This window comes from Christiangramia sp. (assembly GCF_029937855.1).
Taxonomy (GTDB): Bacteria; Bacteroidota; Bacteroidia; order Flavobacteriales; family Flavobacteriaceae; genus Christiangramia.
The window spans coordinates 13,158-39,691 of the sequence record NZ_JAPYPC010000011.1 but is presented as its reverse complement, the minus strand read 5'-3'; the positions used below and the strand labels follow the sequence as shown (position 1 = coordinate 39,691).

The following is a 26,534-nucleotide window of genomic DNA, read 5'->3' as shown; positions in this document are numbered from 1 at the left end:
TTTTAGGTGGGTTGGATTTCTACAGTATTACTCGAAGAGGTTTTAAATTTGCCCGCTTTAAATTCTTCTATGGCATGATTGGCTGCCCTGGCTGTAATAGCCATATAAGTAAGGGAGGGATTCTGGGAAGCTGAAGAGGTCATGCAGGCTCCATCTGTTACATAAACATTAGGAACTGCGTGAATTTGATTATACTTATTTAAAACAGAAGTTTTTGGATCCCTTCCCATCCTGGCAGTTCCCATTTCGTGAATACCATTACCTGGAAAGCACGGATCTTCGTAGCCTTCCACATCTTTAAATCCTGCTGCTTTAAGCATTGCTACGGCCTGCTCCTGAGCGTCTTTTCGCATCGCTCTTTCATTTTCTTTATATTCACAATCGAAGGTAACTGTAGGCAACCCCCATTGATCTGGCTTATCATAGTTCAAGGTCATTTTGTTATCATGATAAGGCAAGCATTCGCCGAAACAATTGATGCCTATCGTCCAGCCACCCGGCTTGATTAATTTGTCCTTGAGTTTTTTACCATAACTCATTTCCCCTACGGCTTCCGTCCAATCGGTTCTGCTGGCTCCGCCCTGCATACCATAACCGCGGATAAACGTATTCATGGTGCTTTTTTCGTCTATATTCCGAAAACGAGGAACGAAAAAACCTGCCGGCTTTCTTCCCTTATAATAATCCTCCTGGTGATTATCAGATTTACCGGTAGCACCCACTTTAAAATGATGGTCCATTATATTATGACCCAGCTCTCCGCTATCGTTCCCAAGGCCATTTGGAAATCTTTCCGATTTTGATTGCATAAGAATCGAAGTTGAAGGGATTGCGCCGGCACAACAAAATATAACATCAGCGTAGAATTCCATTTTTTCTTTAGTCTCCGCATCAATAACCCTAACCCCTGTAGCCTTTCCCAAGGCATCATCATATATAATTTCATGAACGATCGAATGCGGTCTAAGGCTTATGTTACCAGTTCTTTCCGCAGCGGGAAGCGTACAGGAGTTACTACTAAAGTATGCTCCATAAGGACAACCTCTGATACACCTGTTCCGGTACTGGCAGGGACCACGTCCTTCCCTTCCTTCAGGATCAGTTAGGTTTGCAGCCCTGGAATTTATAACTTTTCTGTCATCGTAGTTTGCTTCTACTCCGTCCTTCAGCTCCATTTCCACACAATTCAGGGGCATTTCCGGAGTAAAGATGCTATCTGGCAATTGAGGTAGATTTTCAGTTTTCCCACTAATTCCAATATATTTCTCCACCTTCTCATACCACGGAACCAGATCTTTATACCTGATTGGCCAGTCTACCCCGTGGCCATCCTTTTTATTGGCTTCAAAATCCATTTCGCTCCACCTAAAAGACATTCGGGCCCACATGAGGGATTTTCCACCAACATGATAGCCGCGAATCCAGTCAAAACGCTTTTCTTCATTATAGGGATGCTCTATATCATCAACAAACCAGTGCTTACTCGCTTCCCCTGTAGTGTAGCCCGTTCTCGCCTGTTTCAGCTGCCGCTGTCTTTCTTCATAGGTTGGCTGACCTCTAAACTGAAAATCCCAGGGATCTTTATTCATAGTAGGATAGTCCTTTACATGCTCCACCATTCTTCCCCGCTCCAGAACAAGTGTATCAAGGCCTCCTTCTGTGAGTTCCTTCGATGCCCATCCTCCGGTAATACCGGTACCAATAACTATTGCATCATATTTTTTCTTTAGATCCGGACTTTTCATAAATGGTTGATTTTGCTGAAATATTTAATTATTAGCGGCTGCTATTTCATTATTCTTTGAAATCGGCTCTTTAAGCTTAATCAATTGTAAATTGTCATTATTCTTAGCCACTATGATATATTCCCCATCAGGAGTTCTCAGCCTGGCCATATCCTTTACATCACCAGGTATAAAGAAACCACTATCTCTAGCTTTTACCGGCTCAAAACCCCCATTTCCGTCACCTAGCAGCAAAAGACCTATTCCGGCATCTGCCCGGGGTGTTTCCACTTCTGAAGCATATAGATTGCCGGCAATTATTACATCCAGGTTTCCATCCTTATTAAAATCTTCTGTGAGAATCTGGTTTATAGTTGAAATCTGGGCCTCCTTAGGTAAATTATGTTTAATAAATTTATCTCCCCTGTTTTCAATATATACACTGGCAAAAGAGTTTACCTGGTAATGGAGAGCATTTCCTAAGTAATTCGTGGTATATATATCTTCCAGATTTGCATTTGCAAAAGAGTTATAATCTTCAAATTTCTTTTTGATTCCGGGCATTTGTTGGGAAGAACACTCTCTTCCCCGCACAGGAAATTTTTCCCCATCATTATAGTAACTTAACACAATATCCCTGGTGTCATTTCCGTCAAAATCATAATAATATATATCAAAACTAGCATCCTCGCTGGCCTTGTACTTATAGTTCTCACCTAAGTTTCCTGCTATAAAATCCATATCACCATCATTGTCAAAATCACCCTCCTTTATGCTGAACCACCAACCTGTAGAATCTGCAAGTCCTAACTGTTTTGATATATCGAAAAAATTGCCGCGATTATTCTTAAATACCTTGATCGGCATCCATTCTCCTGCGATAACTAAATCTGTCCATCCATCATTGTCAAAATCTGTCCAAGTAGCACTAGTTACCATTCCAAGATTTGAAAGTTCAGGCGCTGCTTTTGGTGTTGCATCTATAAATTTGGCATTTCCATTTTCAGAAATATTTTCCAAAAGATAGCTGGTAGCAGGTGAGGGATAATTACCCGGCACTAACCTTCCACCAACAAAAAGATCGAGGTCTCCGTCCTTATCATAATCATGCGCATAAGCTCTTGAACCACTGGTAATCATTTCCGGCAGTGCGGATCTCGATTTTTGAAAATTTCCATTTTCATTGATATACAGCCTATCCTGTAAGAATTCAGAATGTGGAGAGAATTCATTTCCACCGCTAACCACATAAAGATCATTATCGCCATCATTATCTGCATCGAAGATCAGGGCTCCAAGGTCTTCGTATTTAAGATCTTTATATATAGCCTCAAACTCCTTCTTTTGAAAGCCATTAGGAGTTTGAAAATAAATTCCGGCTGGAGATTCTGAAGCTCCGCCAATAAAAAGATCATCCAGTCCGTCATTATTCAAATCCCCTACAGCCATCCCCGGGCCAAACATAGAAGTTTTATGAGGTAGGAGAATTTCTTTTTGGAAATCATCAAAGGTGTTTTCCGAATGTTTATAATCAAGATTAAGCGAGTCTGCTGAAACCGTTAAAAATAGCTTTCTCACAGGATTTTTGGGAACCACAGAAGTCGGGGTCTGGGAATCGGAATAATTAATAACCAAATCTTGGTTAACTGAAACATCCTTTAAGACCTGGGTTCTTTGATCTGCCCAAACAACCTTAAGCTCTTCTATTTTTTTCCTGTTTCCTAATCCAAAGTGTAATTCCGGAGCTACAGAAGATTGAAAGCCCCGGCTTAGATTAAGCTCCTGCATTTGAGACTGCTCATTATTTTTAAGATAAACCCGGGCACCAATACCAAATTTATTTTTTTCCGGACCTTTCAAGCTGATATTTAAATAACTATTTCCATCTAGATTATTATTCCGAAATATGGTTGCGGTATCATCAATATTGTTCAGCACAATTTCCAGGTCCCCGTCATTATCAAGATCGGCATATACAGTTCCATTGGAAAAGCCTGCATAATTTAAACCCCACTTATCATTCACTCTTTCAAAAGTTAAATCTCCTTTATTTCTAAAAACGAAATTATCTATTTTTTCAGAAGGAATTTCCAGGGATTTCTCCAGAAGACTATCGTTCTGAACAGATCTTTTTTTAAGTTCATTAAAATAATCTTTATTGTTTATCTCCCTTCTTGTGCCGTTCGAAATAAAAATATCCTTCCATCCGTCATTATCCAGATCGGCAAATAACGGAGCCCAGCTCCAATCTGTGGCTTGTACTCCAGCAAGATTTGCTGTATTACTAAAATAGGGTGTATTTCCTTGCAAATTTCCCGCATTGGTCTGAAGAGAATTGAACATATACTGGTAATGAAACCCTGAATTTACTGTACTCCAGAACAGATCTGGATTCATACTGGCCATATTCGCTTTCGAGCGTCTATTATCCTTGGCGGCCATATCCATTTGCAGAATATCCAGAAGTCCGTCATTATTGTAATCAGCAATATCCACCCCCATACCATAGAAAGAAGTTTGTTGAGTAGCTTCTTTCAGCACATCGGTAAAAGTTCCATCCTGATTGTTAAGATACATATAATCTGGTGTGCTAAAATCGTTGGAAATGTAAATATCTGGCCATCCATCTTCATTCAAATCACCCACTGTGGCACTGAGTGAAAGTCCGAAAGATTTTACTCCGGCTTCATCGGTAACTTTGGTAAAAACGCCATTATCGTTTCTATATAAATTATCTGACTCTACCTCTTTGAGGTTTTGCATTTTGAACAAATAAAAATGATTGGGGGAATCAAAACGTGTGGGAGGATAATTAGCTACAAAAAGATCCAGATCTCCATCAAGGTCATAATCAAAGAAAGTAGATTGCACACTATGACCTTTATCTGCTATTCCATATTCCCGGGCTCTTTCTGTAAAGGTGCCATCCTTATTATTCACATACAGTAAGTTTTCGCGAGGTTCAAATTTTCCAGAAGCCGAGACGTAAATATCAAGCCAGCCGTCAGCATTTACATCTGCCATGGTCACGCCGGTAAACCAACGTCCATCTCCTTCTACACCTGCTTTTTTTGAGATATCCTTAAACTTAAGCTTGCCTTCATTTAGATACAGTTTGTTTGATACCATATTTCCGGTAAAAAAAAGATCTGTAAGGCCGTCATTATTTATGTCTCCTGCAGCTATACCTCCACCCATATATAGATAAGAATAACTGAAGTAGTTAAGACTATCATTCTCGGTTAAAATATTCTGAAAATCTATATTCGAGTCTTCTACACTTAATCTTGTAAAATGGGTCTGATCTTGTAAACTTTCTTCACTTTCGGTAATACATGAAAATGAAATACAAGCAGCAATGATCGGTATGAATTTAATGCTCTTCATTTTCAACATCCTCCTCTTTGAATTTTAATAAGACATGACTGTTTCAATTTTATTATTAAATAAACTGAGCCTATCGTTTATTTTCCTTTTTATAGAAAAACGAAAAGCTCAGTTAAACAACTAAAACTATTTTTAAACAGTCCTGATTATTTCTAAATAAATATGATTAAATTAATATCCTTGATTTTGAGTTAGCACTCCCCCAGAAAGATCTATTGCTGTGGTTGGGATAGGCATTATTACCATATGTTCCTGGAAAGTTGATGTTTTTGGCCCGAAATTAGGAATAGTGGAGGTTTCATTATCGATATATTCCTCAATAACATTTTTCATATAGTTAGGTCCCCACCTGGCAAGATCAAAATATCTGTGACCTTCCATGGCAAGTTCTAATCTCCTTTCGAAACGAACTGCCTTTCTCGCAAATTCCTGGTCTGAAAAAGAATCATATAGATCTATATTGTAATTAGCTGCAGGGGAACCGTCCTCGGCCTGCACATAGGTCATATTCTTTGCTCTTTCCCTTACCTGATTAACATAATCTAATGCGGTATCTAGATCGCCCAATTCCACGGCAGCTTCTGCCGCCATCAATAAAACACCTGAAAATCGCATAACATTGTAATTAATTCCGGAATATTGCTGCCCCCAGGGACCTGTGCCCATATTCACATCTTCTCCTGCATAGTACACATTCTTTTTAGGAAGATAAGGACCTGATATATCTGCAAAACTATTACGAACCCATTCCTTTCCTGGATTTATCCCATAACCATTATAATCTATTCCTCTTCTTCCTACAGTATAATCTAAGCGTGGGTCCAATGGTCCCGATTCAGGAGTAAAAGGCTGGTCACTTTCTATTCCATAATCATTCGCTACATCATTTTCACCGAATGTGTCCAAAAGTGGCAAACCATCCTCTCCTGTTTGGTATGCATTTACAAGATCCTGAGTAGGGGAATAAAAACCACAACAAAAACCTAAAGCGTTGGGAAAGTTTAATGTACTTCCCACATTCCCGTTATAAGAATTACCATCATCGGCCGTAAATTGAATAGAAAATACCGATTCTGGGCTATTTTCGCCTTCAGCTCTAAAATTGGCAAAGAATTCTTGGTTTAGACTATATGGTCCATTTTGGATTATATCCTGTAGAAGATTAAAAGCTTCCTGCCACTTTTCCTGAAATAAGTAGGTTTTGGCTAAAAAGGCTTTAGCTGTCCATGAAGTTGGTCTACCTGGTTCTGCTTGTGTCTCGGGTAAATTTTCTATGGCAAATTGCTGATCAGCTTCAATTTCTTCCCATATTGGTCCAGGGTTTGGCTGGTTGAAATTACTATTGGCATAATTTTCAGCTGAGATAAAAGCAGGGTTACCAAAGATTTTTTGTAGTTCAAAATTATAATAACCTCTCAAAAATCTAGCCTCTGCCAGTTTTCCCGTAACATCCTCTCCTTCTATTCCATTAATTACATTAATAACAGCATTTGCCCTGTTTTCACCTCCATATAGCGCTTCCCATTTCCCAAGAATATAAGGGTTGGCAGGAGTAAACTGATAGGTCTCCAACAAAAATAAATCCAGCTGATCACCATCGGTACTTCCTTTGTGAGCATCGTCTGACATTACATCAAACCACCAGTTATCAGGACTCACAGCAAAACCATTCCCTCCATTATTGTTAACTGCGCCTGTCAAAGCCGAATAAGCTCCTGTAAGTAAGAGATCTACTCCCTGAGGATTCTGTAACGCTTCATCACTAAGGGCACCTACAGCGGGAGTCTCCGTAAATTCTTCATTACAAGCTATCAAAGCCAATAATGGAAGGATATAATAAATTAATTTCTTTTTCATCATTACTAAAGTTTAATATTAACACCAAATGTATATATCTGTGAAAGTGGATATACTGTTAATAAACCTCCACCTCCAACATTTCCATCAACACCCAACGTAAGACTATCAAAGGAACCTACCTCAGGATCGAGTCCGTCATATCCAGTAATAGTGAACAAATTAGTTCCCTGAACATAAATACGCAAATTCTGTACTCTTAATTTTTCTACTATAGTTTCAGCAAAATTATAGCCGATTTGTAAATTTTTTAATCTTAGAAAAGAACCATCTTCCACAAAATAAGAATTTGGGTTCGTTTCATTATTTCTTATAGTTGCACTTAGTGCAGGTAATGCGGCGTCCGGATTATCCGGTGTAAAGGAATTTAAAACCCTGGCACTTCTGTTGGCATTAAAAAATAGGGGGAAATCTGTAAATACTTTTTGATAATTGTATATTTCATTCCCTTGCGAGCCGGCGAAAAATGCCGAAAAATCAAATCCTTTATATTCAGCATTGAGGTTTAAACCATATGTAAAATCGGGATGAGGGGATCCTATATCCGTCCTGTCATCATCGTTTATCACTCCATCATTATTGATATCAGCATACTGGAAGCGTCCCACTCCATCAGCAGAAGTTTCAAATCCCTGATCTGCTGCTGCTTCAACCTCTGCTTCAGAGGCAAATATTCCTATTACTTCTCTTCCATAAAAATATGAAAGCGGTTTACCTTCAGAGGTTCTGGTAACAGGTCCTCCCCTAAAACCGGTATTACCAGTCTGGAATTCGCTAATCAGATCAATCACCTCATTCTTATAATGCGAAATATTCAGGTTAAAACCATAGGTAAAATCTGAAGAAGACTCGCTTTGATAACCAATATTAAAATCCACTCCCGTATTTCTAATAGAACCAAGGTTCACCAGCGGAGCCTGTGCATCTATCGCTGTTGTACTGATTAGGCTATTATCCCTGGTGATAAGATCTTCAGTGGTAATTTCATAAACCTCTATAGTGGCATCCAACCTGTCATCCAGCATTCCAATGTTCAAACCTATATTTTTGGTGACACTGGTCTCCCACTTAAGATTTGGATTTCCAACCTGGCTAAGTATTGCTCCTGTAGTCACACTACTTCCATTAAAAGCATAATCTGCAAATTGCTCATTTAAATTGGAAATATTAATAGTAGGATTGGAAGCTGGCAAGGTCTGATTTCCCAATTCTCCCCAGGACGCTTTTAGCTTTAATCTGTTCACAAAAGCATCGGTAGGATAAAAATCTTCCTCACTTATCACCCATCCTGCGCTAAAGGAAGGAAATATATCACTTTGATTATCGCCTCTGAACCTGGAGGATTTATCCCTTCTTAAAGTTGCTGATAAATAATATTTTCCAGCATAATTATAATTTACATTTCCAAAAAAAGAATACAGGGTTGAAGTTTGATCAAATGCGTAATTCACAATTGGTGTACCTGAACCATTACTTAGAAGATAAAAATCCGGGGTTTCGAATAAATAACCATTCCGGGAAATCCCATTCCCTTTTCCTCTTTGAGATAAAGCTTCAATACCAGCAATAGCATTCACACTATGCTCCCCAAAGTTATTATTATAGTTCACAGTATTCGTCCACTGCCACTGGTAATTATTGGAATTCTGCTCGGTTAATGTGTTTGTTGAACGAGGCTCTGAATGCTCTGGATTTAAAGGAAGGAAAAACCTACCATCATAAGCTTGAATATCAGCAGCAACTGAAGTCTTTACGTTGAAATGTTCAAACAGTTCAAGAGTAGCATAAACATCCCCGAACAACCGAAGTGATTTATTAAAGTTATCGGAAGCCCTTAAAAGATTGGCTACAGGGTTTGTTGGATTACTAAGTCCCGTATCCGGACCATAAGTTCCGGTAAAATTACCATTATCATCCCTTACCGGCAATAACGGGGAGAATCGCAATGCGTTATTAACTTCATTACCGTTACGGGTATTGCTGAAGGATACATTCAGGTGCTCACCAACCCTTAATTTATCAAAAATTTTAAATTCCGAATTTAAACGCGTCGTAGCCCTTTCAAAACCTGTTTCAAGTTGAATCCCTTCTCTTTTTAAGTAGTTAATGGACATAAGATATTTTCCAAATTCGTTACCGTTTTGCATGCTTAGAGAGGCGCTGTAGGTAGGGGCATTTCGAAATATTTCATCCAACCAGTCCGTCCCTCCTTCAGGCACCGTAACATCTACCGAGATCTCCTTGATCATATCAGGAACCACAGGAGTAGAACCTTCACCATATTGGGCATGATCAAGCACAGCTCCATCATTACGCCAACTCTGAAATATCATTTCACCATGTTGCTGTGGATTCAAAAGATCTGGCAAGTTAGCCGCTCTTGAAAAACCAACATAAGAATCTATCGAAATAGAAGGTCCCACCATACCAAATGAACCGTCTTTGGTAGTAATAATAACGACTCCATTAGAAGCCCTTGCACCATAAATTGCTGCCGCTCCATCTTTTAAAACGTTCATCTGAGCTATATCATTAGAGTTCAGACTATTTAATATTGAGGGATCATCCGTCTGAACACCGTCTATAATATATAACGGATTGTTATTATTACTAGTTCCAAAGCCACGAATCCTAACTATAGGAGACGAACCCGGTGAACCATCGTTTTGAACAGTAACTCCGGTAACCCTTCCCTGCAAAGCTTCTGCAGCATTTACGATTGGAGTTTTAGTTGCCTCAGAAACATCAACAGAAGATACAGAACCAGTTACATCGGCTCTGGTTTGCTGGGTATATCCCAAAACAACTATTTCATCCAGTTGACTGGCATCTTCCTCCAGGGAAACATCTATCGTATCCTGGTCACTCACGATTATTTCCTGTGAAGTGAAGCCAACATAACTAAACACAAGAGTCTCACCCTCTGGCACAGTAATAGAGTAATTCCCATCGAAGTCTGTCTGAGTTCCCACAGTTGTGCCTTTAACAAAAACATTTACCCCAGGTAATGGAACTCCATTTTGATCGGTCACCATACCAGAAACTGTCTCCTGATCTGTGATTTCAAGCGTACTCATTGCATAAATATCGGTATTCCCAATGTTTAAAATCATTGTGGCAATACAAATACTTAAGAAAATACCCTTTCTTTTTCCTTCTGATAGCCATGAAGGACGAGTAGTAATTTTCATGCTCATAATTTAAATTATAGTTAATTAGTTAACAGGTTATTATTAAAAGTATAAAAAAAACTTAAATGAGCAACTAAGAATCAAAATAAATAATAAATTTTATTTCCTAAGTCAATAAAGTTAAATCATTTTTTATTAAAAGTTTGCTTTCTCGTTTTAAAATTTAATCCTCCTGCTTTAAGAGAAAATATCTTTAAAAAAACTCTCTGATCTAATCCAGGTAACAATTAATATTTATAAGCAATATTGAGTGGACCAGGCCTCTGTTTCTAAATCGGCAAAAAGCAACCGGCCTATGCTAATACTTTTTAAGAATTAGCTTTCGCAAAAAGTATCCGATCTTAATTAAATTTTTAATTAAGATCAGATACTAATAATTATCTTTGGTAGAGAGATTTAAAATATAATGCTAATCCCACCAGCTATTAGATTCTGATTCCTGCAGGTGACTCTGAATTAATTCAAGAGCTTCATCAACTTGTTCCACCGGATATTTACAGGTTTTGTTCTGGCATACATAGATCAAGGTTTTGCCCTGAGTAAGTTTTGCTTTTAGCAGTGGCAGATTCTCCTCCCTTCCACCCATAAATAAGGAAGTAGGCAAATATTCCTGGTTCATCTTAAAATTTTTACTTACTGCCTCTTTTCCCACGATGGCTATTTCATAAGATCCAAAAGCTTTAATTCCGTAAAGCCTTGTCCAGTTAGCAAAGCTTGATGGGTTGCTAATCACTAAATCTAAAAGCTGGGTAAGCATTTGATCACTTAGATCAAGGTATTGTTTCTTTTCCAGAAGATGGCCTAGAACAAATAAGTTCTTGGCCATTACAGAATTCGAAGAAGGCATTACATTATCCTGAATTTCAATCTTCCTAACAATAAGATTTTCCTGCCCAGCATCGGTATAAAAAAACATGACCTCCTGCTCGCTCCTGAAATGCTCTATTGTATAGTTTAAAAGTTTATCCGCCCTCTGCAACCATTTAATATCAAAGGTTATTTCATAAAAATTGATATATGCCTGGATCAAAAAGGCATAATCATCAAGAAATCCAGGGATTTTCTTTTTTCCATTTTTATAGTTTCTCCAAAGTTTGCCATCTTCCTGTACCATCTCTCGATTAAGAAAATTACCAATTTTTAAGGCCTCTTCCAGATATTCTTTCTCACCAAAGGCAGTATAAGCGTCGAGATATGCCTGTGCCATGAGCGCGTTCCAAGAAGTGAGCACTTTTTTATCCACAGACGGTTTTTCTCTACTTCTCCTGAACTCCAACAACTTCTTTTTCGCAGAATTTAGAGTTTCATTAAAATCGGATAGTAAAAATGTTTTTTCCTTTACGAATTCCTCAGGAGAAGTACTGCGGTGAAGAATATTTTTACCCTCTTCCCAGTTTCCATAACGCTCTACATTAAAATAATCTTTAATGATCACTGCTTCACTTTTTGTTAGCACATTATCTATTTCTTCTGTAGTCCATACATAATATTTACCTTCTTCACCATCACTATCAGCATTTATGGAAGAATAAAAAATAGCATCGCCATTAGATAGTTCTCTTTCCGTAAACGCAATAGTTTCTTTAACCAACTGCTTATATTCTTCATTATGTGTCACCTTATAAGCTTTGGAATAGAGACTAACGAGCTGAGCGTTATCATAAAGCATTTTTTCAAAATGCGGTATCAGCCATTTTGAATCTATAGAATATCTGGCAAAACCGCCGCCTAACTGATCGTAGATTCCGCCGCGTGCCATTTTTTGTAAAGTTGTATTCACCATATTCAATGCATTCTTATCCCCGGATAAATAATAATATTGTAATACTGCCTCCCACGACATCGGGAGCGGAAATTTTTGTGTGCCAGAATATCCACCAAAATAAATATCCCATTCATTTTGCCAGTTATTGAGGATTGAAAAGTAATCGGCCTCAGAAAATCCAGTTTTAGTATTGGTAAGACTATCTAGACTATTCGAATTCCTAATTCCCTCGGTAAGGGCTTTGGCTGTATTAACAAGATCAGCTTTATTATTTTTATAGGCTTCGGCAACTCGGCTAAGAATATTCTTCCATTGTTCTTTTGGAAAGTATGTCCCGGCGAAAAAAGGTCTTCCATCGGGCAAAGCTATTGCATTCAAAGGCCACCCTCCACTGCCATTGATAAGAACAGCGGCATCCATATAAATTTTATCGATATCTGGACGTTCTTCGCGATCTATTTTTATAGACACGAAATATTTGTTCATAATTGACGCAACGGTGGAATCCATAAAGCTTTCCTTCTCCATCACATGGCACCAGTGACATGATGAATACCCAACACTAATGATAATAGGTTTATCTTCTTCCTTTGCTTTTTGAAGGGCTTCGGGTCCCCATTCGTACCAGTCTACCGGATTATCGGCATGTTCAATTAGATAGGGACTGCTGGATTGAGCCAACCTGTTTTTAGGTTCATTTGCTTTAGAAATATTCTTCTTTTCTGAAGTACACGCCGTGAAAATGAAGAAAACTATCAGAAATAAAAATATATTAGAAATCTTCATACAAGAAGTTTATTGCTGCCTAAATATAGCTTTTCAACTAAAATTTACAAATTTAAATCCTGTTAATAACAGAACTAGACCTGGAATAAAGAGAATTTTAATGACCCATAAGTAGGTCGGGCATTAGGAACTTACTCTTTCATTTATTTTTCCTCACCGAACAATTATTCAGGACAAGTAAAATTCTCCGGGGCAGTCCGCGGAGCATTTAAGTAAAATACATTTCGAATCTCTAAAAATTTAAAAACCAGCCAAACTTTGGGATTTAACCATCCTATAATAGAAAAACCCGCAGTTAGCTAGGTTTTTTTTGACTTTTTAGTAAAATTTGATTCGTTGTGATCTCGCAGGATCGATTATCCTTCTAAGATATGCTTTGAAGATGCCTCAAATAAAAAAACGCTCAAGCAAGCTTAGCGTTTTTTCTTATTATAAAATTTATTTTGTGACCTCGCCAGGATTCAAACCCTTTCTCGTATACCCTGTATTTATAGGGCTTCTGCAAAATTCTATTCTTTGTGTTGACGATTTGTGAACCACAAAAATCTTATATAATTCTATTCAATTTTCGATATTTAAAAATACAGAAATTATCTTCTTTTAATTCCGTAAAAAAGAGAAACTATTCTTCTTTATTATTATAAATGTTAATAAGGATTTAAAAAATGACCTAAAAATTAAGGCACCGATATTTTCTGAGATTGGATATTTCTTAAAATGCAACTGATATATTTTGAACAATCCTGTGAATAGGACTTATATATTCACTAGCACGAGAGCATATTATGAGCCTTAGTTTTTGTCATGTTTAATCACAGTTATAAAACGAAAGTGGGAAATCATCTCGTAGAAAGATATTAAAACGCTGCTGTCTTTTTTAGATTAACCTACTTATACTCCAGATGGCACCTATTTAGCTTTGCCTATTATCTAAAATCTCCATTGAAGAATTTCAATGACAGTTGTAATTCGTACTTACTTTTTCTGTAGGATGAGAAGGAGATAAATAAGGAATTTCTAAACCTAGTCCTCTTACAATAAAAAGAATGGCTATGATCCCTACAAAGACAGGTATTGCTTTACGTATTCTTTGTCGAAATTTTACTGATATGAAATTCCCAATCCAGATTGCGGTGGTCATCAATGGCATGGTGCCGACACCAAACAGAATCATATAAATACTTCCCTGGAATGCATTCCCCATGGCAACTGCACCAAAAACCGCCATATACACGAGTCCACAGGGAAGAAATCCATTTAGCAAACCTACTGTGAAAAAAGTGTCGGGACGTTTCTTTTTCAATTCTTTCCCAAGCGAATTCTTTAATGTGGAAATCAACCGAAAACTTTTTTGCGAAAGCCTGTTCTTAGATTGGCTAAATTTCGGGATCAATATGATAGTCAGCATTAAAACTCCCATGATAATGGAAAGCTGTTGCTGAAGCCCGAACAGCGAAAGACTTTTTCCCACAACACCAAAAGCCAGGCCAATGACTGCATAAGACGCAATACGACCAAGATGATAAAGCAATATCTGAATAAAACGTTTCAGCATATTCTTCCGGTCGACGGGGAGCATAAAGGCAATAGGGCCGCACATCCCCATGCAATGGAAACTCCCCAATAATCCAAATATGAGTGCTGAAAGTAGCATTTAGTAAAGAATTTCTTTTTTGAAAAGGTACTCCTCACCTTCATAAACCCAGCTTACGATCACGTTCCAGCGACCCGGAATAAGCTTTTTAGATGAAATTTCTATAGTCTTTTCCACAAGATCCTGCAAAGGAATATCGAAATCCAGTTTTTTGTTAGAGGGCCTGTACAGCGTTACAGAACCTTTCATTTTTGATAATTCCATTTCTTCAGGCAGGTTTAGCATCAATCTGCCATCCTTTTTATAGACATCCACCCCCCTACTTAAAGCAAGAAGGTTCCGCTGTGCATCTATATCTTCCTGATAATGCAGCTCGGCTTTGTAATAATCTTCTACCACCAGATCATGGTCATAATCTGTACTGCTCAGCATGGTTATAACGAAATACATGATGAATGATATAAAAATAACCATTCCAATCGCCAGTCCTGTCCCCCAATGTATCTTGATTTTCATAATTCTTATTTATAATTTCTCGGTCCCATAAAAATGGTAGAAGTGGTTTCAATAAGTTGATCGTTATTATAAACTTCGATCTCTACCACATCTTTATCATCTTCCAGGGCCGACCTGTTAATTTCGATGAATAAGGTTCCTTCCGCCAGTGCGTTGCCGGAGACCTCAATATTTTGCTGTTTTACCGTTTCAATAGTTCCTTTATGGGATGCCAGTTCAAAACGGATATTCCCATACGCATTGTTGGTTTTATTGATAAGTTTATAGGTATAAACATTGCTGATGATATTCTCTTCCTTGTGTTCGTATAACTGACCGGGAAGCCTTAGAATATTGGCTTCCACATCACTTCTAAGAAACAACATACCTGTTAAAATAGAAACTAATATGAATAACACTGCCGTATATCCTTTGAGACGTGGAGTAAATTTGAATTTCGCCTTCTTTTCAATATTCTCTTCACTGGCGTACCTGATAAGGCCTTGTGGAAGATCCACCGCCTCCATCATCTGGTTGCAGGCATCGATACATGCAGTACAATTGATACATTCCAGCTGGGTACCGTTGCGGATGTCTATTCCGGTAGGACAAACCTGCACACATTGAAAACAATCAATACAATCACCCTTTCCGGTTGCTGAACGGTCTTCATTTTTTTTAAATTTCGCCCTTCCCTTTTCCTTTTCACCGCGTTTATGATCGTAAGCCACCACGATAGATTTGTTGTCCAGCAACACTCCCTGCAAACGACCATAAGGACAGGCGATCACGCAAACCTGCTCGCGGAACCAGGCGAAAACAAAATAGAACACACCGGTAAAGATGAGTAAAGAGATCAATGTGCTAAAATGTACCGCCGGACCTTCATAGATATAAAGCAGCAGGCGGTCACTTCCTATAAGATAGGCCAGGAAGACATTGGCGATGAGCAAAGAAATGAAGAAGAAAATTGACCATTTTAGGACCTTTTTCCTGATCTTCTCTGAATTCCAGGGTTGTTTTTCAAGCCGTATCTGCTTTCCGCGGTCACCTTCAATCCAGTATTCAATCCTTCTAAAGACCATTTCCATAAAAATCGTCTGGGGACATATCCAACCACAGAAGATCCTTCCGAAAGCTACGGTGAACAATAAGATGAACACCACACCTATTAACATAGCTATCACAAACAGATAAAAATCCTGCGGCCAGAAGACGGCTCCGAAGATATTGAAGCGGCGCTCCAGTACATTGAACATCAGGAACTGGTTGCCGTTGATTTTTATAAAGGGAGAAACAAAAAGAAAGGCCAGTAAAACATAACTCACATATTTACGATATTCATAATATTTCCCAGAAGGTTTCTTAGGGAATACCCAGGAACGTTTCCCTTCCTCGTCCATCGTAGCAATGCTATCTCTAAATTTCTCTTCTTTCTTTTCCAATTTCCGCAATTTTATTCCTCCAGCATATCTTCTTCATATCCCATTTCCATTTCGATGGAAAGAGAATCGGGACTGTTTACATCTACTTCCTCTATCCTTGCATCAGGATCAATCCAAAACTCACCTTCAGGTTCTTTGGGATCGGCAGGAGTGCTGCCGTGCAGGCTTAGCACATAACTGGCCACCTGAGCAATTTCCTCTGGTTTGAGATCGGTTTTCCAGGCAATCATACCCTTTCCCGTACGCCCACCTTCAGAAATTGTATTGAAAACATTCTTGATCCCACCCCCCAAAATCCAATAAGAATCTACGAGATTAGGGCCAATACCTCCGCCTGCATCTATCTTATGGCAGGCAACACAATTAGCTTCAAAGGTGGCCTTTCCCCTATTAATATCTTCCTCCCCGGTCAGCAACTCTACCGTATTGGCATCTATAAGGCCGTTGGCATTCTTTTTATATTCTTCAACGGCCTCACGTGCTTCCGTTATCTCAGTCAGATATTCCTCCCGCTGACTTGATCCGTCAAATATGTGGTATCTGGCCATGTAAATTCCTGCGAAGACAATACTGGCGTAAAAACCATACAGCCACCATGGCGGTAGATTATTATCCAGCTCCTTTATGCCATCGTAATTATGATCCAATACGATCTCCTCTTCTTTCTCCAGTGGCTTTTTATCTAGAAGTTTATCGTAAAATTTCTTGAACCAGTTTTTCCATTTTTCTTGTTTTGCGATAGCAGCCTGGTCATATTTAATTTTCATTTCCGGCTTAAGCGCTTTGTAGAGAGTGCTTTCCAGTGCAGCTACCGAAATTTCGGCAGCGATTGCAAATATGAAAGCTACACCAAGGATTAGCCATAGAATTGGGTATACTCCGAAACTGCTTTTACCCCCGGTTTCCAGAGTATTTTCAGCGATGATAACCGCCAGCAACATCAATCCCGAAACCCTTAAAATTGAATATATCTTTTTCATGACAGGTCTTCTTTGGAATTATTGATTTCGTCTTCCTGTTCCAGCGGAATGCTGCTTACATTATTGATATAATCTTTTTTTGCGGTAAACACCCACCAGAAAAGCGCAGTGAAAAAGATGAAAAAGATAAGCAGGGAAATGATCGGATATATTTCCACACCTTCTATACTTTCCAGGGGTCCTTTTACGAATTTCAACATCGTTTAAAATTTATTCGGTTGATACTTGCTTTAAATCTTCGGCTTTGATATCAGTGCCCAAACGTTGCAGGTAAGCGATAAGAGCAACGATCTCACGGTCACGCATTTCAGTGAATGCTTCCCCGCTCTCTGTCGCATATTTCTTATCGGCCTCGTATGTGGCGGCGAAATCGGGATCTGAATACAGGTTCTGTTCTATCCTCGTTCCCTGTTCTTCCATCCACTGTTGGGCATTCGCGATCTCTTCTTCGGTATATGGCACTCCCAGGATTTGCATGGCGCGCATCTTATCTTCGGTCTGTGATTTATCCAACTCATCCTCAATGATCCAGGGATAGGACGGCATAATGGAACCGGAAGAAGTACTTTGCGGATCGTACATATGGTTCAGGTGCCAGTTATCTGAATATTTCTGGCCAATCCTGTGAAGATCGGGCCCGGTACGTTTACTTCCCCAAAGGAAAGGATAATCATAACGGTACTCCCCGGCCTTTGAATATTCGCCATAACGCTCCACTTCACTTCTAAATGGCCTTACCATTTGCGAGTGACAGGAAACACAGCCTTCCCTTATGTAAATATCCCGACCTTCCAATTCCAGCGGCGTATAAGGTTTTACGCTGGAAATTACCGGCACATATTCATCTACCATTAATGAAGGGATGATCTGCACCATTCCCCCAATAAGGATCGCTATGGTGGCGAAAATGGTAAGTTTTACCGGTCTTCTTTCCAGCCAGCTGTGATAGGCTTCCCCGGCAGTCCTCTTTTTGGTAACCGGTTGCAATGCGGCTGCTTCGGCAAGTTCATCTTCCACCTGGCTTCCCTGGCGAACGGTTTTAACAATATTGTAAAGCATTACAAAGGCACCAAGGATATAAAGGCTTCCTCCTATGGCACGCATCCAGTACATCGGGATAATCTCGGTAACGGTTTCAAGGAAATTTCCGTAGGTAAGAGTACCATCAGGATTGAACTGTTTCCACATGGATGCCTGAACAAATCCGGCAACATACATTGGCATCGCGTAAATAATGATACCAAGGGTACCCATCCAGAAATGAGTATTAGCTAGTTTTATAGACCATAAATTCGTTTTAAATAACCTTGGTACCAGCCAGTAGACCATTCCGAAGGTTAAAAACCCATTCCAGGCAAGTGCGCCAACATGAACGTGAGCGATGATCCAGTCACTAAAATGGGCAATAGCATTCACATTTTTAAGCGAAAGCATTGGACCTTCAAAAGTTGCCATTCCATATCCCGTGATAGCCACTACCATAAATTTCAGCACGGGATCTACCCGTACTTTATCCCATGCACCTCTCAATGTTAAAAGTCCATTGATCATTCCTCCCCAGGATGGGAAAAGCAACATTACAGAAAACGCCACTCCAAGGTTCTGGGCCCAGTCTGGCAAAGAAGTATATAGCAAATGGTGCGGACCTGCCCAGATATAGATAAAGATCAGCGACCAGAAGTGAATAATGGATAATCTATAGGAATATACCGGCCGGTTTGCGGCCTTTGGTACAAAATAATACATCAATCCCAGGAATGGTGTGGTAAGGAAGAATGCAACGGCATTATGCCCGTACCACCACTGTACAAGCGCATCCTGAACTCCTGAATAAAAAGAATAACTTTTAAAGGCACTTACGGGAATTTCAATATTATTTACAATATGCAGCACCGCTACGGTTACGAAAGTGGCCAGGTAAAACCAGATTGCTACATACAAGTGTCGTTGCCGCCTTTTTAACATAGTCCCGATAAGGTTGGCTCCAAAAGCTACCCAGATTACCGCAATGGCAATATCGAAAGGCCATTCCAGCTCAGCATATTCTTTAGAAGAGGTAAAACCCATGGGCAGGGTGATCGCCGCGCCCACAATAATGAGTTGCCAGCCCCAGAAGTTTATGTTACTTAAGGCATCGCTCCACATCCTGGCTTTAAGTAAACGCTGTGTGGAATAATAAACTCCAGCGAAAATGGCGTTCCCCACAAAGGCAAATATTACCGCATTGGTATGCAAAGGCCTCAACCTACCAAAACTTAGCCATGGGATGCCTTCGGTAAGATTAGGGAAAATAAACAAAAAAGCGAGCAGTAGCCCGACACTCATCCCTATAATGCCCCAGAACATCGTAGCGATGATAAATTTCTTTACGATCTTATTATCGTAATAAAACTGCTGTAATTCCATAATTAACTAGATTTCTCTTTTTTGACAGATTGATTTGTATTGGGATTTTTAATGATCTCGTCCTCAAAAAGCATTCGAACGGAAGGTGTATAAACATCGTCGTACTGACCTTTTCTCACTGAAAAAATAAAGGCAACAAAGAATATCAGTGCCACTACGAGACTTATTGCTAGCAACAAATAGATAATATTCATCTTTCCTGTTCTTCGACTGTAAAAGTATTTCCAGGCAGCATCCTAAAAAATGACAATGGTCAGCTTTCCGGTTTTAAATTGCTTTCGAGTTTTTTACCCAGTAGTTGAGTAGCCAACGTGGCAAAGAATACGACACTGATGGAACTAAGCGGCATCAGGATCGCTGCCACCACAGGCATAAGGTTACCGGTAACCGCAAAACCAAGCCCCACGAGATTGTAGCAAAGCGAAAGCATAAAACTCCATTTTATCACTTTGATCGCTTTAGAGGATAAATCGAAAAACTTATTGATATCACCGAATTTCCTGGCATCCAGGATTCCGTCACAAGCAGGAGAAAAGACATTGATATCTTCAGAAATGGCAATTCCCACTTCACTTTGTGCCAGGGCACCGGCGTCATTTAGCCCGTCTCCAATCATCATCACTTTCCTGTTCTGCTGTTGAAGATCTTTTATGAACTGCAATTTATCTCCCGGATTCTGATCGAAAAACATGAGTGTTCCTGCAGGGAGTAGTTTTTCCAGTTTTTCCCTTTCCCCTGCATTGTCCCCCGAAAGAATAATTAACTCCCGGTCTTCCGATAAGCTGGCGAACAATTCAGAAATTCCCTTGCGGTACGCGTTATGAAAACTGAAACAACCTTTATATTCATCGTTCGCGCTTATATGCACGGAAGTTTTTGAAGCTCCTCCAGACAATGTTTGCGCAGCTTTCGGTTGCTTTACAAATTCCGAAGAACCTATTTTCAGTTTAAGATCACTGGAAGAAGTTAGCAGTCCTTTCCCGGTTACCTCTTCAAAATTTTCAGGCAGTGCGATATCGTTCTTATCCAAAATACGGTAAAGTGCCCGACTAAGTGGATGATTGGATGCCCGAAGGCTGCCGGTCAATAATTGCTTTTCGGCGTCATTAAGCTCCAGCCCTTCGTAAGTAATCGTTTCTTTTTTGCTTGTGGTAATCGTGCCCGTTTTATCGAATACCACGGTATCTATCTGGGATATTTGTTCGATTACCCTAGCCTCTTTCAGATACAATTTATGCTTACCGAAAATACGCAGCATATTTCCCAGGGTGAATGGTGCGGAAAGCGCAATGGCACAGGGACAGGCGATAATAAGCACCGCGGTAAATACATTCCAGGCCCTGGAAGCATCATAAAACATCCAGAAAACTGTAGCAACAATTGCAATACTAAGCACCGCGATCGTAAAACGTTGGCTGATCTGGTTGGTTAAATTCTGGAAAGCGTTGTTCTTATCTTTACTAAAGACCTCGTTATTCCAGAGTTCGGTCAAATAACTCTGCTGAACGGGTTTTACTGCTTCCACTTCAATAATACCACCCTGCTGGCGGCCACCGGCAAACAGTTTTTCACCGCTTTTCCTGCTTACCGGTTCAGCCTCGCCCGTCACGAAACTATAATCTATTCGTGCTTTCCCTTTTATAAGGATACAATCCATGGGAATAAGCTCTTCATTTCTAATGAGTATCCTGTCCCCTATCTTTATTTTGTAAACCTGTACCTGTTCTTCTTTTTGCCGGTTTTCTTCTGAATTAAGCCGGGTTACCGCTATAGGAAAATAAGATTTATAGTCCCTTTCAAAAGAAAGAAAAGAATAGGTCTTCTGCTGAAAAAACCTTCCGAGGAGAAGAAAGAAGACGAGTCCGCTAAGACTGTCGAAAAATCCTGTGCCAAGATCAAAGGCGATTTCCGCAGTACTCCTTAAGAAAAGAACGGCAATTCCCAGCGCGATGGGAACATCTATATTCAGCATTCCTGCATGTAAACCTTTCCAGGCAGAGGTGAAATAGTCCTTTCCGGCGTAGAATACTACAGGCAGTGAAAAACTGAACATAAGCCACCGGAAAAGATGTTTAAACTTTTCCAACCAGAACTCATTGATTTCGAAATATTCAGGGAAAGAGAGGAACATAATATTCCCAAAAGCAAAACCAGCCACGCCCAGTTTGTAAATAAGACTACGGTCGATATTTGAGTTTTTTGGCTCATAACTTTCCAACGATATGGAAGGTTCGTAACCAATACGCGCGAGCATGATCACGAGTTCTTTCAAGGTTAGCTTATCTGAAGCAAAACTTATACGGACTCTTTTCTTCGGAAAATCTACCTGGGAACTGCGTACAAATTTATGGATCTTGTTCAGGTTTTCCAGTACCCAGATACAGGAACTACAGTGAATGGATGGGATCATCAGCGATATTACCTGGATATTATTATGGTCGAATTCCAGCAGTTTTTCAGCGATCTCCGGATTATCCAGGAAATCGAATTTGTTTTCGCTGAATTTCGGCGAGGTACCGGGGTTTCTTTCCAGTTCATAATAATAAGAGAGATCGTTCGTATTCAGAATTTCAAAAACGGTCTTACAGCCGGTGCAGCAGAAATCCTTTTCAGAAAAGCGAATTACTTCATCCAGGCATTCCTCTCCACAGTGGAAACAATTCAAAATGTGCATTGTATTCAATTTGAATACAAAAATTAGGAAGCAACCCCTATTAAAAAATGACAGATATCAGGAAACGTCCGGTTCATGAATAATTACTAAAAACAACTTAGCTGACGATGGTCATAATTTAGGCCATGCTCTTTCCCCAACTTTGTACTGACTTTAAAACGCAATTATTATGAAAACCTATGGCACCCTAAAATTGATGATCGCTGTCCTTCTAATAGGATTTGGAAGCACCGCGATCGCTCAGACCTATACACTGAACAATAAAGCTAGCAGTCTTAGTATAGATGGCACTTCCAATATACACGACTGGACCATCGAGGCAGAAAGTTTTACCGGAACTATAACTGCAGAATTTGATGAAGGCCAGCTTAAAGAGATCGAAAACCTTGAATTCTCTGTAGAAGTTGAAAGCCTTGAAAGCGGAAAGGGCGCCATGAACAAAAACACTTATAAGGCCCTGAATATTGATGACCATAAAAGGATCCTTTACAAGCTAAAAAAGATTAATGACATCCAGAACTTTTCAGGAGACAGCTACAAGGTAAAAACTACCGGAACACTGGAGATTTCGGGCACCAAAAAAGATATTAGCCTTGACTTCGATCTTGAAACCACAGAAAACAAGATCATTCTCAAAGGTGAGCACAGTTTAAAAATGACCGATTACGGCGTGGAACCACCTTCAGCAATGTTTGGTACCATCACTACCGGTGATAGTGTTAAAATAAAATTCGAAACTCATTTTAATCAATAAATCAACCTTAAAAATTTTAAAAATGAAAACTTCCATTCAATATCTCGTATTCCTGCTGGTAGCAGTATTCAGTTTCCAATTGCAGGCCCAGGAGCAGAAACAGTCTTTCTGGGAAAGTGATTTGTTCAACCGTGATTTCCCTAACTTCAGGGAAAGAGACCAGCGAGGGGTAAATGAATTCGAACCTAATAAAGATACCCTAACCAATTTTAAAGGTATTAATGTAAGGGTAGGCGGTGCTTTTGCATTGCAATTCCAGGACATAGATCATGAAAATTCAGGAAATGAAGCCACACCGATCCTGCAGGAAATAGGTGGTAACTTCAACCTGGCAACAGCAAACTTGGATTTTGACGTGATGCTTTATGATGGGGTACAACTACATCTTAGAACCTATCTGTCTTCCCAACATCATACAGAAACTTATGTAAAGGGTGGATATCTCCAAATTGATAAACTGGATTTTATAAGCGAAGGTTTTGCCGAAGGTCTTATGGACCACTTGAGGATCAAAATTGGCCATATGGAAAATAATTACGGGGATGCACATTTTAGAAGGACCGATAATGCCATGGCTCTTTATAATCCTTTTGTTGGAAATTATCTTATGGATAGTTTTACCACTGAAGTAGGTGCAGAAGTTTATTATTTCAACAAAGGTTTTCTTGCCATGCTGGGAGCTACCAATGGTAAATTAAATCAGTCTGTTACCAATCCGAAAAGCACCAGCCCTTCTTTACTTGCAAAAGTGGGTTACGACAATTACCTGAATGAAGATTTTAGGTTTAGGCTAACCGGTTCTGTTTATCACACCAATCAAACTGCAAGTGCTTATTTATATAGTGGAGACCGTGCAGGTTCCCGTTACTACAACCTGTTTACCGATGTGGATGGTAGTGGGGATACCTTTAGGGCTGCAAGAATTAATCCTAACTTAAGAAATGAGCTAACCTCTGTAATGATTAATCCCTTTATTAAATATGGCGGACTCGAATTCTTCGGGATCTATGAAAGAGCTTCAGGAAAAGTAGCCGCTGAAGCTGATGAACGAGTATGGAACCAGTATGCCGGGGAACTTATTTACCGCTTCGGAAGTAATGAAAAATTCTACCTGGGTGGCCGTTACAATTATGTGGACGGAGAACTTGCCAGCGGGGAAGATGTCAGTGTTAACCGTTTAAACCTTGGAGCAGGCTGGTTTATGACCAAAAATATCCTGGCTAAAATTGAATACATGAACCAGAATTATAATGACTACCCGGTAACCGATATCCATAACGACGGTAAAGCTGATGGATTTGTCTTTGAAGCAGTAATTAGCTTCTAATTTGAATATGCTGAAATCGGGCGAGGTTCATGGCTTTTCAGCCTAAGTTCTTCGCCCTTTTTTCTGAACTAGAACAAATACCATGAAAAATCTTTTAATGTCTTTCTGTATGCTGTTTTTATGCACTGCAATCCTGGCACAAAGAGATTTCAGTGAAACCAGGATAAAGATTTCGCCCAAAAGTGAACTTATAATCGCTGGAAGTACCAACGTAAATAAGTTTGATTGTAAGTTTGATTCCGATCTTATAAAAGGGAACCGAGAAATTGAATATTCCAAAGGTGAAAAGGAAATCCGGTTCAAAGGACTTTCCTTAAAACTTGCAACCGATGCTTTTGATTGCGCGCACCGCAGAATGAATGAAGACCTTCAGGACCTGCTGAAATTTGATGAATATCCGGCAATTGTGCTTGAAATTAATAAAGTGGAGCTCATTTCCGAAGAATTTGTGAGGGCATTTATCACGGTGAACCTCGCCGGCGGTCAAAAAGATTATGAGCTGCCAGTACATATTAACGATAATAACTTTGAAGGGGAATTCAATATCAATATCAGGGATTTCGGGCTGGAGCCACCAAAAAAAGCTATGGGTTTGGTCCAGGTGAGAGAAATTATCGAAGTACAATTCAATCTCAAAGTACTAAGATAAGAACCATTAAAAACCGACATTTTATAAGGCATTCCGCACATAAATTTCGAAAAACAACATGAGTTTAGCCATTACTGAACTTCACTCCTAACCGAGATGATCATTGGCAAATTACATTTTAAAAATATACACAAATGAAAAATCTAGATATCGTCTCAGCTCAAGAAGCAGTAAAAGAAGTTAAATCTGGCCATCGGGTTTTCTTACAGGGTGCAGCGATGACCCCCAACACCCTTATCAACGCACTATGCGATAGGCATGAAGAACTTAAGGATGTGGAGCTTATTCAAATCCATACTGAAGGAAATGCACTTTACACCCAGGAACCTTACAATAAATCATTTAAGACTAACTCCTGTTTTGTAGGAAGTAATGTGAGAAAAGCAGTGAATTCTAATTATGGAGCTTATATTCCAATTTTCCTCAGCGAGATACACGTGCTCTTTCGCAGAAATATTCTTCCGCTGGATTTTGCTTTTATCCAGGTTTCCCCGCCCGATAAACATGGTTATTGTTCACTTGGTGTTTCAGTAGATGTAACGCTTCCCGCCATACAAAGCGCAAAAAAAGTAGTTGCACAGATCAATCCGCAGGTTCCAAGAACCCACGGAGACGGGATCATTCATATTAGTCAGCTACATGCGGCCATTGCAGTTGACCAGCCTATTCATGCCGCTCATTTATCGGAACCTTCCGAAATTGAGAGGCAGATAGGAAAACATGTGGCCGGTCTTGTGGAAGACGGTGCCACCCTTCAAATGGGGATTGGTGGTATCCCGAATGTTGTACTGAATAATCTCACCAACCATAAAAACCTGGGAATACACACCGAAATGTTCTCAGATGGGGTATTACCACTTATAGAAAAAGAAGTGATCACCGGCCAACAGAAAAAGATCAAAACTGGTAAGCTGGTGACCTGTTTCGCAGTAGGTTCCCCCAAATTGTACGATTTTATAGATGACAATCCGCTGGTACATTTCAAGGAAGCGGCTTATACCAACGATACAGCCCTAATAAGACAAAACCCAAAAGTAACCGCCATCAACTCGGCCATTGAGATCGACCTTACAGGTCAGGTCTGTGCCGATACTATTGGGAAAATCCAATATTCCGGTGTTGGCGGGCAGATGGACTTTATTCGCGGGGCTTCCCTTTCAGAAGGAGGAAAGGCAATTATCGCCATGCCTTCAGTCACGAATAAAGGTATTTCCAAGATCGTTCCCTACCTCAAAGAAGGCGCGGGAGTAACCACTACCCGCGCGCATGTGCACTACATTGCTACGGAATATGGCGTGGTAGACCTTTTCGGTAAAAATCTAAAACAACGAGCCGAAGCGCTTATTTCCATAGCAAATCCAGATCATAGGGAGAAACTGGAACAGCAGGCGTTTGAAAGGCTTAATAATGTATAAATCAATAATTTAAAATCAGATAAAACTGATCTGTGTCATATTTTACCTGCTATGATGGCGGTAATTTTACATCATAATTTAAAAG

At 39.7% G+C, this 26,534-nt stretch carries 17 protein-coding genes; 4 read left to right on the top strand and 13 right to left on the bottom strand.

Annotated elements, in window-relative coordinates; genetic code table 11:
- Positions 1 to 2 precede the first annotated feature (2 nt).
- The 13 genes from Q1K34_RS07935 to Q1K34_RS07875 all read right to left on the bottom strand — a co-directional run bounded on the left by Q1K34_RS07935 (position 3) and on the right by Q1K34_RS07875 (position 22,304).
- Positions 3 to 1,745, bottom strand: coding sequence for a GMC family oxidoreductase (locus Q1K34_RS07935; RefSeq protein ID WP_300436909.1), 1,743 nt, complete (start codon positions 1,743 to 1,745; stop codon positions 3 to 5).
- Between the two features lie 24 nt (positions 1,746 to 1,769).
- Positions 1,770 to 5,111: a VCBS repeat-containing protein gene (locus Q1K34_RS07930; protein ID WP_300436906.1), complete on the bottom strand. Its 3,342-nt coding sequence runs from the start codon at positions 5,109 to 5,111 to the stop codon at positions 1,770 to 1,772.
- A gap of 171 nt (positions 5,112 to 5,282) precedes the next feature.
- Positions 5,283 to 6,971 carry a RagB/SusD family nutrient uptake outer membrane protein gene (locus tag Q1K34_RS07925; RefSeq protein ID WP_300436904.1) on the bottom strand — a complete coding sequence of 563 codons (1,689 nt, stop codon included), beginning with the start codon at positions 6,969 to 6,971 and terminating at the stop codon, positions 5,283 to 5,285.
- Positions 6,972 to 6,973: 2 nt separating this feature from the next.
- Positions 6,974 to 10,159 carry a TonB-dependent receptor gene (locus Q1K34_RS07920; RefSeq protein WP_300436902.1) on the bottom strand — a complete coding sequence of 1,062 codons (3,186 nt, stop codon included), beginning with the start codon at positions 10,157 to 10,159 and terminating at the stop codon, positions 6,974 to 6,976.
- 409 nt (positions 10,160 to 10,568) lie between these two features.
- The gene (locus Q1K34_RS07915; RefSeq protein WP_300436899.1) at positions 10,569 to 12,710 is read right to left on the bottom strand and encodes a thioredoxin domain-containing protein; all 2,142 of its coding nucleotides are present in this window, start codon (positions 12,708 to 12,710) and stop codon (positions 10,569 to 10,571) included.
- Between the two features lie 952 nt (positions 12,711 to 13,662).
- Positions 13,663 to 14,364, bottom strand: coding sequence for a sulfite exporter TauE/SafE family protein (locus Q1K34_RS07910; protein ID WP_300436897.1), 702 nt, complete (start codon positions 14,362 to 14,364; stop codon positions 13,663 to 13,665).
- On the bottom strand, positions 14,365 to 14,820 hold the full coding sequence (locus tag Q1K34_RS07905) for a FixH family protein (protein ID WP_300436895.1): 456 nt from the start codon (positions 14,818 to 14,820) through the stop codon (positions 14,365 to 14,367).
- A 5-nt stretch (positions 14,821 to 14,825) separates the two neighbouring features.
- Positions 14,826 to 16,202: a cytochrome c oxidase accessory protein CcoG gene (gene ccoG, locus Q1K34_RS07900; RefSeq protein WP_300437093.1), complete on the bottom strand. Its 1,377-nt coding sequence runs from the start codon at positions 16,200 to 16,202 to the stop codon at positions 14,826 to 14,828.
- A gap of 53 nt (positions 16,203 to 16,255) precedes the next feature.
- Positions 16,256 to 17,224 (bottom strand): cbb3-type cytochrome c oxidase N-terminal domain-containing protein, encoded by a 969-nt coding sequence (locus Q1K34_RS07895; protein WP_300436893.1) that lies wholly within the window; start codon positions 17,222 to 17,224, stop codon positions 16,256 to 16,258.
- On the bottom strand, positions 17,221 to 17,424 hold the full coding sequence (locus Q1K34_RS07890; RefSeq protein WP_300436890.1) for a CcoQ/FixQ family Cbb3-type cytochrome c oxidase assembly chaperone: 204 nt from the start codon (positions 17,422 to 17,424) through the stop codon (positions 17,221 to 17,223). Before Q1K34_RS07890 ends, Q1K34_RS07895 begins: the two co-directional genes overlap by 4 nt.
- Before the next feature lie 10 nt (positions 17,425 to 17,434).
- Positions 17,435 to 19,630 carry a cytochrome-c oxidase, cbb3-type subunit I gene (gene ccoN / locus Q1K34_RS07885; protein WP_300436888.1) on the bottom strand — a complete coding sequence of 732 codons (2,196 nt, stop codon included), beginning with the start codon at positions 19,628 to 19,630 and terminating at the stop codon, positions 17,435 to 17,437.
- A 2-nt stretch (positions 19,631 to 19,632) separates the two neighbouring features.
- Positions 19,633 to 19,824 carry a cbb3-type cytochrome oxidase assembly protein CcoS gene (ccoS, locus tag Q1K34_RS07880; RefSeq protein ID WP_300436885.1) on the bottom strand — a complete coding sequence of 64 codons (192 nt, stop codon included), beginning with the start codon at positions 19,822 to 19,824 and terminating at the stop codon, positions 19,633 to 19,635.
- Positions 19,825 to 19,883: 59 nt separating this feature from the next.
- Positions 19,884 to 22,304 (bottom strand): heavy metal translocating P-type ATPase metal-binding domain-containing protein, encoded by a 2,421-nt coding sequence (locus Q1K34_RS07875; RefSeq protein ID WP_300436883.1) that lies wholly within the window; start codon positions 22,302 to 22,304, stop codon positions 19,884 to 19,886.
- Between the two features lie 169 nt (positions 22,305 to 22,473).
- Here Q1K34_RS07875 and Q1K34_RS07870 point away from each other — a divergent pair, with 169 nt between their 5' ends.
- The 4 genes from Q1K34_RS07870 to Q1K34_RS07855 all read left to right on the top strand — a co-directional run bounded on the left by Q1K34_RS07870 (position 22,474) and on the right by Q1K34_RS07855 (position 26,449).
- Positions 22,474 to 23,058, top strand: a complete 585-nt coding sequence (locus Q1K34_RS07870) for a YceI family protein (RefSeq protein ID WP_300436880.1) — start codon at positions 22,474 to 22,476, stop codon at positions 23,056 to 23,058.
- Between the two features lie 22 nt (positions 23,059 to 23,080).
- Entirely contained in the window at positions 23,081 to 24,385 is a 1,305-nt protein-coding gene (locus Q1K34_RS07865; protein ID WP_300436878.1) for a hypothetical protein, read from the top strand.
- Between the two features lie 82 nt (positions 24,386 to 24,467).
- Positions 24,468 to 25,034 (top strand): YceI family protein, encoded by a 567-nt coding sequence (locus Q1K34_RS07860; RefSeq protein ID WP_300436876.1) that lies wholly within the window; start codon positions 24,468 to 24,470, stop codon positions 25,032 to 25,034.
- A gap of 134 nt (positions 25,035 to 25,168) precedes the next feature.
- On the top strand, positions 25,169 to 26,449 hold the full coding sequence (locus Q1K34_RS07855; protein ID WP_300436873.1) for an acetyl-CoA hydrolase/transferase C-terminal domain-containing protein: 1,281 nt from the start codon (positions 25,169 to 25,171) through the stop codon (positions 26,447 to 26,449).
- Positions 26,450 to 26,534 lie beyond the last annotated feature (85 nt).